The sequence below is a fragment of the Paenibacillus sp. IHBB 3054 genome, assembly GCF_051594305.1.
Classification (GTDB): Bacteria; Bacillota; Bacilli; order Paenibacillales; family Paenibacillaceae; genus Paenibacillus_AQ.
The window spans coordinates 41,117-54,190 of the sequence record NZ_JBOFBG010000050.1 but is presented as its reverse complement, the minus strand read 5'-3'; the positions used below and the strand labels follow the sequence as shown (position 1 = coordinate 54,190).

General features: G+C 43.7%; 8 protein-coding genes and 2 pseudogenes. 8 read left to right on the top strand and 2 right to left on the bottom strand.

Annotated elements, in window-relative coordinates:
* Positions 1-76: 76 nt before the first annotated feature.
* On the bottom strand, positions 77-1,387 hold the full coding sequence (locus tag ACQ76X_RS32290; RefSeq protein ID WP_438497862.1) for a YheC/YheD family endospore coat-associated protein: 1,311 nt from the start codon (positions 1,385-1,387) through the stop codon (positions 77-79).
* Between the two features lie 162 nt (positions 1,388-1,549).
* On the opposite strand from ACQ76X_RS32290, the gene ACQ76X_RS32285 reads away from it, so the two are divergent.
* The 8 genes and pseudogenes from ACQ76X_RS32285 to ACQ76X_RS32250 all read left to right on the top strand — a co-directional run bounded on the left by ACQ76X_RS32285 (position 1,550) and on the right by ACQ76X_RS32250 (position 11,455).
* Complete coding sequence (locus ACQ76X_RS32285; protein ID WP_438497861.1) at positions 1,550-2,326, top strand: hypothetical protein; 777 nt, start codon at positions 1,550-1,552, stop codon at positions 2,324-2,326.
* Positions 2,327-2,577: 251 nt separating this feature from the next.
* Entirely contained in the window at positions 2,578-3,318 is a 741-nt protein-coding gene (locus tag ACQ76X_RS32280; protein ID WP_438497860.1) for a LytR/AlgR family response regulator transcription factor, read from the top strand.
* 1 nt (position 3,319) lies between these two features.
* Positions 3,320-4,602, top strand: a pseudogene (locus ACQ76X_RS32275) (GHKL domain-containing protein).
* Between the two features lie 151 nt (positions 4,603-4,753).
* Positions 4,754-6,804: pseudogene (locus ACQ76X_RS32270) on the top strand (serine hydrolase domain-containing protein).
* A gap of 406 nt (positions 6,805-7,210) precedes the next feature.
* Complete coding sequence (locus tag ACQ76X_RS32265; RefSeq protein ID WP_438497859.1) at positions 7,211-8,827, top strand: spore germination protein; 1,617 nt, start codon at positions 7,211-7,213, stop codon at positions 8,825-8,827.
* Positions 8,828-8,842: 15 nt separating this feature from the next.
* Positions 8,843-10,066: a Ger(x)C family spore germination protein gene (locus ACQ76X_RS32260; RefSeq protein ID WP_438497858.1), complete on the top strand. Its 1,224-nt coding sequence runs from the start codon at positions 8,843-8,845 to the stop codon at positions 10,064-10,066.
* A gap of 2 nt (positions 10,067-10,068) precedes the next feature.
* Positions 10,069-10,320 (top strand): hypothetical protein, encoded by a 252-nt coding sequence (locus tag ACQ76X_RS32255; RefSeq protein ID WP_438497856.1) that lies wholly within the window; start codon positions 10,069-10,071, stop codon positions 10,318-10,320.
* 16 nt (positions 10,321-10,336) lie between these two features.
* Positions 10,337-11,455, top strand: coding sequence for a GerAB/ArcD/ProY family transporter (locus tag ACQ76X_RS32250; RefSeq protein ID WP_438497854.1), 1,119 nt, complete (start codon positions 10,337-10,339; stop codon positions 11,453-11,455).
* Between the two features lie 242 nt (positions 11,456-11,697).
* Here ACQ76X_RS32250 and ACQ76X_RS32245 read toward each other — a convergent pair whose 3' ends face one another.
* The gene (locus tag ACQ76X_RS32245) at positions 11,698-12,948 is read right to left on the bottom strand and encodes an MFS transporter (protein ID WP_438497852.1); all 1,251 of its coding nucleotides are present in this window, start codon (positions 12,946-12,948) and stop codon (positions 11,698-11,700) included.
* Between the last annotated feature and the right edge of the window lie 126 nt (positions 12,949-13,074).

The window sequence follows — 13,074 nt, the reverse complement described above, 5'->3', positions numbered from 1 at the left end:
CCGGTTAGAATAAACCGGTAATCTAAAGATAGATTAAGTTGATAAAGATAAAAAACGTTGTCCGAAATAAACTATGTTATGAAGTACTGTATCCAGCAAATGCTTTTGCAAATTCTAATGGGCGTGTTATTACCTTACTATACATACTACTCTGTTGGCCAACTAGTGCAGCGATGTTATGCATATGCCTAAAATTGATCTCAAGTAACCACACCTTATAATTAGTATCAATTGCCACATCTAAACCTAAATCCGCATATGGTCCATGTAACTCATCCAGGTTTTCGCAAACCAAAGTACATAAAGACAGAATTTCCTGAGTCTTGAGTTTAATCTGTAGATCATTTAAATTTAATGCATTCTTTAAACCATCCACTCCCAATTTCAGCGCACTTACATCGTTGGTGTAATGCTTTCCTTTCATACCATATCTAGCAATAATGCCAGTACAGTTCCAGGTTTGTGTATTGTTTTTCTGCATTATCACTCGAAAGTCGACGTGTTTATTATGGACTTTCAAACTTACTGACTGCTGAAATAAGTAAGGACGCCGCCTCTTTTGGTAACACAATAACTTTATTAATTTTTTTTGACTCAACTTTTTTTTTGTATTCTTATGCTTCCAAAGGTAACCCTTGTTGGTTAATTCGATCTTTACTATACCTCTTCCGAAGGAACCACTCACCGGTTTAAGGTAAACTGAACCATAGTCTTTTAACATGCAAATAACTTCTTTTGCATTTCTCAATAGTGCCGTTTTAGGTAAATGGGGATTTATCTTAGGATTATCCTGAAGAGCCTTCCACACTGCCCATTTATCTAAAAAGCTTGGATTAAAGATCTTATGGCCAACAGTAATCAGCAAGTGGTCGTATTTATCATTTCTGTTTACTACAATCCTGCGATAGACAACATTAGGGTATGGAAATACCCCTTTCTTCCAAATTCCTGCGCTTCCTAATTTATCTGGTTGGTAGTAGTAACCTTCTATTCCTGTTTTCGCAGGATTAATCCCCTCTAAGGGACAAAGGTAAATTAATCCTTTTAAATTCTTATAATCCCACAGGTACTCAAGGTACTTTGTTCTAATGCCTGGGGAAACATTTACTCTCGAAGTTAAAATAGCAATTACCGGGCCGAGATGCAGACCATTCTCATCTATTCTTAAATCATAAGGAAGTGTATCAGGAATCATAAAATTGAGTTTAATTGATACAGGTAAAACGATTGTATCCTTAGTTAATATGGTGCTTAATGTCAATTCTCTTTCTGTTTCAAACGAACCAAAGTGAAATTTTATTTTTGGAGGAATCTGCGCACCAAATTGTAAGCTATATTTATTAGATAAAACAATATGTTCTGAATCATTAGACCATTTTATCCACATCAGGATGCCCCCATTTAAGTTGATATCCCACAATATGATTTATTACAGTAAATAAACATCACATTCTAAAAAATCAGTTATTAGCCCAATTTTAAATACGCCCAGACAAATGAACTCCTGGGTATATATACTAACGGCATATCGATCAGAGAGGATGATATTATGGGTGTGAAAAACCGTATAGCAGGTCCTCAAGGTCCTCAAGGACCTCAGGGACCACAAGGACCTCAAGGATTACCGGGGCCCCAAGGAGTACCAGGACCTCAGGGTCCCGAGGGACTTCAAGGATTATCAGGAGCCCATGGATCAGCGGGACCTCAAGGACCAGCGGGACCTCAAGGACCAACGGGACCTCAAGGACCAGCGGGATCTAAAGGACCAACGGGACCTCAAGGACCAACAGGACCTCAAGGATTACCTGGCCCGGCAGGCCCAACAGGCCCTCAAGGATTACCAGGCCCAACAGGCCCAACAGGATCTACTGGCCCTCAAGGAACCTTATCCAGCGCTTTTGCAGATCTGGTGTTACTATCTGCAGCTCCAACAGTTATACCTCCAAATGTTTCCATACCATTATCTTCACTAATATCAGATCCGAAAAGAGGATTTACTTTCGATGCTGGTGCAAGAGCGGCAATAGCAGAGCAATCAGGATTTTATTATGTAAACTACATTTTGTATATCCAAGGGGATGCTCTACCAGGTGCTGCTTTTGTAGTCACAGTGAATAATTTTGAACAATCTATAACCATTTCTGGAAATAACACGAACCTGGGAAATGATGTACATCTTGTTGGGCAAGGGATCATTCCGATTAACGTCGGTGATGCAATCCGTCTCACAAACACAGGAAATACGAATGCTGTATTACTACCATTTGCCGGAAATCAGCAGGTAAATATGAGCAGCTTTGTCATATTCAAAATAGCCGAGTTGTAAAATATGCAAAGATACAAATCACTTTTCGTTAAATTCTGTTGAAATATAAAAAGCGTTCTGCAATTGCTGGCAGTGCGCTTTTTAAACTGCAGTTTTGATACATAGGAAATTGAAAGGGTTCGTTTCCACATGCACTTGAGGGATTTAAATCTGCATTTCATCCAAAAATGATTTATTCAAGCCCAAAAGCTTGTATGATAGTTAGATCAAGTTCTAGAACAACGGTTTTAGAAATGAGAGGTGTATCCACTATGTATCGAGTGGCTATTTGCGATGATGAGGACAAACAAAGAGAGATTGTAAAAGCCGTGCTGATTGCGTTGTCGATCAAGGTGAATATTGATTTTGAAATTGAGGAATTCAGCTCGGGGGAGCAGCTTGTCTCTCATTATGAGCGTAATGAACCCCCTTTTCACATATTAATATTGGATGTTGAAATGGGTGGTATAAACGGGATTCAGACTGCCCGCCAAATACGGAGTTTAAAACACCTGGATGAACAAATTGTGTTTCTGACAAACTACCCGGAATATATGGTGGAAAGCTTTGACGTAATGACCTTCCAGTATTTAATCAAACCTATTACTCCCCAGGTGTTGGAGGAGAAAATGATCAAGCTATGCCAATACTTCCAAGCCCTTGATAAAAAATTTATGATCATCAAGTCGGCCTTTGAAGAAGTTGTGCTGAAGCATGATGATATCATTGCGATCGAAGCGGCTAAAAGCCTAACGATAAAAAGCAAGCTGAATTTTATAACCCTTAATCAAATCTATGAAAGTAAAGGCATCCTTGCCGATTATGCTCTGGCACTCAAAGACAACAACTTTCTGCAAATTCACCGTTCCGTAATTATTAATCTGCTTCATGTGCGGAAGTTCGCCAGCGGAGTTGTGCTTATGTCGGGTGGGATTGAGCTGCCGATCGGCCGCTCTAAATTGAAAGAGGTTAAGGATTGTTACACCAAATTTATGATTATGAAGGTCCAGTGATATGGTCACTAACAACTGGTTGATTGTGCTATGTATTGAGGTTGTAATGTGCCTTCAGATCATTTATTACTTTAACTCAGTGTTCGGCAAGTCTGCCCAAAAGCATAAGCGGTGGATGTACTTTATTGTTTTCGGGATGTTTGGTTACGTTTATTTCTCCGTTCCGGTTTCCTTTGTGGTCTCTTCGATCCTGGCCTTAGTGATCATCTTTAGTTTGGCGCAAGCCTATAACGTGGAAATAACAACAAAAATCATTTTTACTGTGCTTTATGGCGTGTTAATGTCTATCGTTAATTTTATTTCGACCTATTTTATTTATCTGTTGAATTCGGTTGACCTTAACAGTCTTAATCTTGGAGATGAACAGAATCAGCTCCTGTTATTCAAGTCCAACCTGCTCAGCTTCACGATGATGTTTGCCGTCATCCAGATTATCCGGCTGATTGCCAAACGCAGGAGCTTCTCCTTGCATTATCGTTACTATATATTATTAATACTTATCCCTATCATCAGCATTTACCAACTGAATGTACTCACGAATTACAATGAGATGAACATCCATTATTTCCTTTCAGCTATTGGATTTCTTATTATAAACGTGATGATCATCTACATTTTTGATACGATTATTGATAAATTTCAGTTCAAGCATGAGAATTCCCAGCTGCAGCAGCAGATGGACTATCAGGATGCAAATTACGAAAAAACCGTACACAGCTTTAAATCGATTAAAGGAATTATTCACGACACGAACCAGCAGTTTCTTATATCGAGGAGTGTATTAAGCGAAATGAGCTAGCGGCAGCACTAGAGCATATCCGAACGACGCTAAATAAAGTCGAAGGCGCCTATCAGCGGGTAAATACAGGCCATTTGGTGATAGACGCCCTTGTTACTAATACACTTAACATCGGACAAGCGAATGGCATTCGGATAGATACGAAGCTGAACTTGTATTCTCCTGAGATATTGATAGATCGTTATGACTTATGTGTCATACTCGGAAATATGCTGGATAATGCGATCGAAGCTTCCAAGCATGTGAAAATCGCAGAGGACCGGTACGTGTTGATCAAAATATTCTCCCATGAGTCCGCTCTGTTCATACACATTCTTAATCATATGGAAAATGAAGTTGTTCCTTTACGCAGCCAAAAGCTAAACCCGGAGAATCATGGCATCGGACTCACGAATATCGCCAGTCTCTGCGACAAATACGGCGGCCATATGACTATTGAAACCAAGCGAAAAACCTTTCACAATATGGTCATGCTGCCCTTTTGAACAAACAATCCCTAGACAAACTGTTGTTTAGGGATTGTTTTTTGGCGTTTCGGGGTATTTTTGCATTTTACCAGCCTCCTCTCTTGTATTCTGAATACAGCCTATTAAATCCGGTAAAATCCGGTAAAGGATGCTAAGGAGGAAAGTTAGAATGAAGAAAATCATTGCTGTAGTAATGACTGCCATGCTTGTGGTCATACCCATGAATCAGGTTTCAGCACAAACCCAAAAGGAAACTGTCCAGGTGAAGGCTCATAGGCTGGCTTCGTCGATCGTGTCCGACTATGGGGTGACCGGCTTGCAGTACGCCATACTGGATTCGGGATCGATTGTATTATCCGACAGCGCGGGTGTCCATAATATAGCCACCAATGCTCCAATTACGAAGGACACGATGTTCGGCATCGGCTCCGTCAGTAAAATGCATGTAACGGCTGCAGCGATGATGCTGGCTGATGTGGGCAAAATCGATATCGATCAACCGCTTGTCACGTATATCAAGGATTTCACCATGGCCGATGAAAGATATAAGGAAATAACACCGCGGATGCTCATGAATCATTCGTCAGGGCTTTACGGATCTCATTATGCAAATAGTAGGCTGTTTGATGACAATGATACCCGCAATCATGATGAATTATTGATGAGGCTACAATCTGAGCACTTAAAGTCCAACCCGGGCGAATATTCGGTGTATTGCAACGATGGATTTCAGCTGCTGGAAATCCTCGTGGAACGAGTAAGCGGGTTAAGCTATACCGAATTTCTGGATCAGAAGATTAGCCAGCCGCTGAAATTAATCTCCACCAAAACGCCGCTTAGTGACTTTGACAGAGAAAAACTGGCGAAAACCTATTACCCTACTATGGAAGAAGCTTGCCAGTTGAGAATGCAAACGTCATTGGTGCAGGCGGGATCTACTCCACTGCTGAAGAACTAGCAATTTTCGGAGATGTATTGATCGGTAATCGGTCAAATATTTTATCAGAGAAATCGGCCGCCGCGATGCAAAGCCCTGAATATAGAAAGGGCATTTGGGTACCTGAGGAGACAAATAACTATAACTATGGTCTTGGCTGGGATGCCGTCAGCTTGGCCCCGTTTGGTGATTACGGCATCAAGGCATTATCCAAAGGCGGGGATACCGCTATGTATCACGCTACTTTGACTTCATTGCCTGAATATAATATTTCAATCGCTGTCCTGTCATCGGGAGGGAGTTCAATCTACACTAGTGTTTTTGCATCTAATGTTCTACTGGAATATTTGCAGGACAAAGGCAAGATCAAAGAGGTTTTGCCGGGTCGAAGCTTTAAACCTTCCGTGAAGGTCATTATGCCGGCGGAGCAGCTTTCGTACTCTGGATTATACGGTACAGTAGGCACAACGATGAATGTGGAGATTAAGAACGGAGAGATTAAGCTGCCCGCTCTGGTCGGGGGGATTATCCCGCCACAAACCTACGTGTATACGGGCAATGGCCAATTCAAAAACAACGATGGCAAAGTGACGATAAGCTTTGACAAACAATCGAATGGAAATATCTATTTTAAGTTGAAGGCGTATGTGGATTTTCCGGGAATCGGGCAAGCGATGATGGTCAGCTATGAATATCAGAAGCTTGATGCCAATCCTCTGCAGCCGGTAACCAAAGCCGCATGGAAAAAAAGAAACGGTAAAAATTACTATGGGTTGGGAGAGAAGATCAATTCGCTATACTATTTCTCCCCTGACATCTTAGTCAGAAATATAGCTGTGGATAGTGAAAACGGCTATGCATCAGGCACTAAAATTGTTGATGAGCATACAGCTGTAAATGCTGTTGAAATTCCGGTTTTGAGCGGAAGGGATGCCTTCGATTTGAGCTTCCATACCGTGAACAACAAAGAGTATTTGACGATAGACGGGCAGTCTTACCTTAGTGAGGATGCTGTTAATCCGATCTACGGCGGAAAAACGTCGATCTGTACGATTGAGGACAACGGTCATGCCGTATGGTTCAAGATCGATGCCAAATCGGCTGCTAAAACGATGAGCGTTGATGCTCCGGCAACCGGAGGATTCGTCGTTTATGATGCGAAAGGAATGTTTGTGTCCTCCTCTCTCGTCAATAAAGATAAGCCAGTCACCCTTCCAAAAGGCGGGATGATTGTTTTCGGCGGCGAGGCAGGAGATGTTTTTCAGATTAGTATGAAGAAATAGAGGTTTGGAACAACAAATCCAGAGCCGTGGGATGGTACAGGCACAGAAAGCTCTGGAACAATGCTTATCTTCTGTTTCGTTACATTAAAATAACAGCCTGATTTCGGTGATGGCGACTCACTGAAATCAGGCTGTTATTTTATCGAATCCTTAATGGTCTTTCAGGTTCTACATATTCAATAAAGGTGCAGTCATGGTGTTTAATAAAAATACTAGGCCCTCCGGGTCCATACTGATCCCTTATAATGGAGGTGCCTTCACTTCTGACAATTCCCCAACTACAAGTCGTATCATCCACAACAGCAAAAATAAATGGTTTTATATGATAATTCCAACAATAAGTTTAGCAGGAGACCTCTGCGCCCATACTGGATTAAAAGAATCCTTAAGGAGAGGGAGAACGTTCATGCGTTTTCGTAAAAGAAACCCCCTTAACAAAGTTAAAAAGCCCCAGGTCCAGCACAGCGAGAGTCAACCTGCACATTCAGAGGAACCGATCAGTGCATGTCTTGGACAAAACCTTCAGCAGATCAGACAAACCGTCGGTAACAGCACCGACATTATCATCAGAGAAGTTCGCATTGGCAAGGACGGGAGCCAAATCATCGCGATCCTCTATACCGACGGTTTAGTGGATAAAAATATAGTATCCGACTTTATCATGAAATCGATGATGCTCGATAGCAGCCTGTCTGAGGACGTGAACCGCAAGATTCAAATTTCCTCCAATGTCTTGCAGATTTTGAAAGATTACACTCTGACCATCGGTGACATCCGGGATATTACCGACTTTGAAACTTTATATAACGCGCTGTTGTCCGGGGATGCAATCATCCTGATTGACGGTGAGACTAAGGGAATAGTGGTCAGCGCAGGAGGATGGAAGGATCGCGGTGTCACCGAACCAGCCTCAGAAAATGTCGTCCGTGGACCGCGGGAAGGATTTTCGGAAACACTGGGCACGAATACGGCCTTAATCCGGCGCAAGATTAAAGATCCGAATCTATGGCTGGAAACGAAACAAATCGGTCGTGTGACTAAGACCGATGTCGCTGTCATGTATATCAATGGGATCGCGAACCATAAATTGGTCGAGGAAGTGCATGAGCGGTTGAATCGCATTGATGTAGACGGTATTCTCGAAGGCGGGTATATCGAGGAATTTATCCAGGACGAAACTTTCACCCCTTTCCCAACAGTGTACAACTCCGAACGTCCAGACGTCATCGCCGCCGAACTGTTGGAAGGAAAAATCGCTATCCTGGTGGATGGAACCCCGTTTGTGCTTATCGTACCCGCGTTGTTTGTTTCCTTCCTGCATGCATCGGAGGATTATTATCAGCGTGCGGACATCAGCAGCTTTATCCGGATTCTTCGTTACACCGGGGTTTTTATCTCCCTGCTCGGTCCGTCCTTATATATTGCCATCACTACGTTCCATCAGGAAATGCTGCCGACCTCACTGCTGATCGGTCTGGCAGCACAGCGGGAGGCTGTTCCCTTCCCCGCTTTTATTGAAGCACTCATGATGGAATTGACTTTTGAAATATTGCGGGAAGCTGGCGTTCGCATGCCGAAGTACATCGGGGCAGCCGTCTCTATCGTAGGCACACTCGTCATCGGGCAAGCAGCCGTCGAGGCGGGCATCATATCTGCAGCAATGGTTATTGTCGTATCTATTACCGCGATTTCCAGCTTTGTTCTCCCTGCCTATAATATGTCCATCGCTTTTCGTATGCTGCGGTTCCCCTTGATGGGACTAGCCGCTTCATTTGGGCTGTACGGGATCATCGTCGGAGGCATTGCCCTCATTCTGCATCTGTGCAGCCTTCGTTCTTTCGGCGTTCCGTATATGAGTCCGCTTGCGCCCCTAATCCCGGCAGACACCAAGGATACGCTCATACGGCTTCCGCACTGGTTGATGCTCTCTCGTCCCCGGCTACTTAATCAGAAGAACGTGAATCGCGAAACGCTTCACCCCGAAAATCACGGAAATAAACCAGAGGAGACAGATACGGATTGAAAGGAGTGGACAAGCATGAAACGGAAAACTTCCTTTCTGTTTCTAATTCTAATTCTAATTCTTACACTTGGCACGCTTCTGACTGGCTGTTGGAACCGCAAAGAGTTAAATGAGCTTGCAATCGCCGTCGGTATGGGAATAGATAAGCAGGGAGATCAATTCCGTGTTTCTGTCCAAGTCGTAGATCCTGGAGAAGTATCTACCAAGAAAGGGGTGGGTGGGCGGGCCCCCGCCACGTTGTATACATCGGAAGCCGATACCCTATTTGAAGCGGTCCGAAAACTAACAACACTAAGCCCTAGAAAAATCTATTTTTCCCACCTACGTATATGCGTGATCGGCGAGTCGATGGCCACGGAAGGAATAGCAAAAGCCCTGGACTTCCTGTCCAGGGACCATGAATTTCGCTCCGATTTTTACCTTGTAGTAACGAAACGCTCAAGTGCGGAGGATACGCTCAAAATCATGACGCCCTTGGATCCTATTCCTGCCGACAAGCTGTTCTCATCCCTGGAATCGTCGGAAAAAAGCTGGTCCCCCAGTGCTACGGTAACCTTAGATCAATTTATAGCCGATCTCACAAGTGAAGGAAAGCAGCCCATCTTGACTGGACTTCAGATCGTTGGAGATCAAGAATCTGGAGAAGCAAAAAAGAATGTCGAAATGATATCCCCCCATACTCGCCTACAGTATTCTGGGCTTGCTGTATTTAAAAAAGATAGATTGATTGGCTGGCTAAATGAAAGTGAAAGCAAGGGTTACAATTTCATCCTCGGCAAAGTGCAAAGCTCTGTTGGCTTTGTAACCTGTCCCAAAGGCGGCAAAGTCGTATTGGAAATCATCCGGACCCATGCCTCCATGAAAGGGTACGTTTATAGGGGTGAGCCCCGGATCAATATTCAACTCAAGATTGAAGCCAACGTGGGGGAAGTTGAGTGTAGCGAACTGGATCTGACTAAGACGAACACGATTTATGATCTACAGATGAAAGGTGAAGAAAAGATAGCAGGAGTTATGGAGTCTGCGATCAAGAAGGCACAAAAATCGTACAAAATTGACATTTTCGGATTCGGTGAAGCCATTCACCGCAGTAACCCGAGAGCCTGGAAGTCACTGAAACAAAATTGGGATAATGAGTACTTTGCAGAACTGCCGGTGAACATCAAAGTCGACTTCAAGATTCGACGCTTGGGTACGACTGGAAGCTCATTCCTGAATGAAATGAAGAAAGGTGATTAACGATGCTAACCCAGATGGCGGTCATACTGGGAATAATCCTGTCCGCTGCTGCGATCATGATTCTCGAAGTCCCTTACATGTTGAGAAAAAGGTTGAAAAAGGAGCTATGGGTGTTTTCCCTTCTGCTACTCCTTGGGGTGGGAATCAGCAGCGCCGAGGCATTGCAATGGGCTATTCCCACCCCTTTGGATTGGATTACATTTGTGTATAAACCATTCACTGATTTTCTAACCCATATCGGTCTAATAAAATAAAAATGAGGTGAAAGTGGTGTCTAAGCAAGTCAAAATCTCCGGACGTCAATTTATGGTCTTAACGACTTTATTTACGATCGGAAGCGCAATCCTGATCATCCCCTCAGGTATGGCCTTCCTGGCCAAACAGGATGCGTGGATCGCTGCGTTCGTTGGCGTGGGATCCGGTTTTTTCCTCGTATGGATTTACAACACAATAGCGACCCTTTATCCAGGGATGACATTGGTTGAGATCATTGAAGCCCTTCTCGGAAAATGGTTGGGCAAAACAATTTCTCTTCTATTTATCGTTACTCTTTTCTTGAGTGGTCCTGCCTCAGCGTTGTATGATGTAGGGAATTTTCTAACTACCCAAATCATGCCGGAAACGCCGGCTCAATCCGTAAATATTCTTTTTGCCGTCATTATAGTCATGGGGGCACGGCTTGGAATTGAAACGTTTGCCCGTTCTGCTGAACTATTGTTCCCCTTATTTATCCTTCTTTATATTTCTTTAGTTATTTTAATTGCGCCTGAGATCAAACTGGAAAATGTCGAGCCTGTGCTGGAGGCAGGAATAGGACCGATCTGGCCTGCTGCACTATCCTTTATCAGTGTTTTGTTTCTACCCCATATCGTTTTGTTAATGATTTTTCCGGCTGTGAATCGTATCGATAACGCCCGTAAAGCTTTTTTCAACGGAAGCATGTTTGGCGGGCTGATGATGGTCCTGATTGTTGCATTGTCGATTTTGGTTTTAGGACCTGATTTAACGGCAAAAAGTATATTTCCAAGCTATTCGTTAGCCCAGAAAATCAATATCGGCAATTTTCTGCAGCGCATTGAAGCCATCATGGCCATCATGTGGTTTATTTCGCTCTATTTTAGGGCCACTATATACATATACGCAATTGTGTTGGCCATAGCTCAGGTTTTTAAATTAGAAGATTATCGGCCTCTAGTTTCACCACTCGGAATGATCTTGGTTGTCATGTCGGTAGTCATATATCCGAATGTCCCTTACCAACAAACGTGGGATGGGACAGTATGGTTATCTTATACGTTATCTATAGGGCTTCTTTTGCCTTTACTGCTGCTCTGTATTCATGTGATACGAAAACTATGGTCAAAGAAAAGAACAGAATTCAAAGGGTAAGTCACACTGGGCACCGCCTGGCCAGTCAGATGGCCGAGCTTAAACGGCTGCGGATCGTGGTCGTAGGATCATGTTCTTGTCCTCTTTTACATACTCGTCTCCAAGGCCATTTCCAGCAGAACAACCATCCCGATTCTTACCGGTACTCTTTGAAGGTTAACCACCATGGAATGAAGAAGAACCGGCCCACTTTTTGATGGCCGGTTCTTCTTCATTTAAACCTTATAGAGGTGGTCTCGATATTATGTCTTTTGTGCAGTATGTGCATGATCCGGTGCTTTTTGGTTCATGATCGGCAACATGACCAGTGCTCCCAGAAGAAATAATAATCCTGCTCCGCTATAGATCGTACCCAGCGAGAAGGCATCTTTTAACACGCCAGCGAAAGACATGGAAACGACCATCATGCCAACGAACATCGGATTCAGAACCCCATTCACCCGGCCGACAATGGAAGCATGTGACCATTTCAGAATCATTGTGCTAATCCCAATATGAATGCAAGGGAAAACAAGCCCATTCAGAAATTGAACAGTCAGCGTGACCGGAACGCTCGTCGAATACCCGACAATCACTGTACAGACCGCGCCTGCCAGCATCCCTATCGCTAGAAGAAGCTGCGGCGGAACCCGCTTTGCGAATACGGCTACGATCCCGCCCCCGATCAGCATGGCTGCACCATTCACCATCAGCAGATATTGCAGAAATTCCTCACTTTTGCCTAGCCGCTCCGTTACAATAAACAGGTTGAGAGCTTGGGCTATGCCAACAGAGAGTCCTGCGAGAATAAACGCAAGTCCAAGCATACGGAGCACTTGGCTTTGCCAGACATAACGAAAGCCTTCTATGAAATCTTTACGGAACTGCCCTTTTACAGCGGCCGTCTGAGGTTCCATATTATCCTCAGGCAGCCGAATAAGGACGAGTGCAGAAAGCAGAAATACCACGCCCATTACAGCGACCGAAGTTTCAAGGCCAAACTTGCTGTAAACGAAGGTGCCAAGCATAGGGCCAAGCACCATGAAGATAGCCATCAGCGATTGGAATAAAGCCATCCCTTGCTGCAGCTGTTCTTCCCGCACATGATACTTAAACAATCGCATGCTTGAAGGCTGCGAGAACTGCGAAAGAATAGCTGAGATGAAGGCGACAAGGTAGACGGAGTGCCAGGAACCGTAATGGATGGTCAGAAGTACTACGAATACCGATACCGCGGATAATAAATCGCACCAAATCATCGTTCGCTTCGGCCTCCAGCGGTCGGCAAATGTGCCACCGATGAAAGAAAAAACAAAAATAGGCGCGAATTCAGCTACGCTGATTAGCGAAATGGCATATGGATCATTGTTTGTTCTATCCGCAACGTATAGGAGAATAGCGAAATTACGTACCCAGATGCCGATCTGCAGGAGCACACTTGATAATAATATCGTCTGCAGGAACTGATTGCGAAACAGGCTTGGTGCATTGGAGCTATTTTGGTGCCTATTCAATCTTTTCAACCCCCAATTTGTCTAAAATACTTATCTTAATGAATCGAATGACTCTCCTTTCAATTCTTAATTATACTGACCTCATCATCGTGCACAACCTTCTAAAGTCTGAAATTACAGAATGCA

What these genes read in the sequence shown, in the direction of transcription:
- ACQ76X_RS32290 (WP_438497862.1), bottom strand. Translation starts at nt 1,387, where the DNA reads ATGTGGATAAAATGGTCTAATGATTCAGAACATATTGTTTTATCTAAT.
- ACQ76X_RS32285 (WP_438497861.1), top strand. Translation starts at nt 1,550, where the DNA reads ATGGGTGTGAAAAACCGTATAGCAGGTCCTCAAGGTCCTCAAGGACCT.
- ACQ76X_RS32280 (WP_438497860.1), top strand. Translation starts at nt 2,578, where the DNA reads ATGTATCGAGTGGCTATTTGCGATGATGAGGACAAACAAAGAGAGATT.
- ACQ76X_RS32265 (WP_438497859.1), top strand. Translation starts at nt 7,211, where the DNA reads ATGCGTTTTCGTAAAAGAAACCCCCTTAACAAAGTTAAAAAGCCCCAG.
- ACQ76X_RS32260 (WP_438497858.1), top strand. Translation starts at nt 8,843, where the DNA reads ATGAAACGGAAAACTTCCTTTCTGTTTCTAATTCTAATTCTAATTCTT.
- ACQ76X_RS32255 (WP_438497856.1), top strand. Translation starts at nt 10,069, where the DNA reads ATGCTAACCCAGATGGCGGTCATACTGGGAATAATCCTGTCCGCTGCT.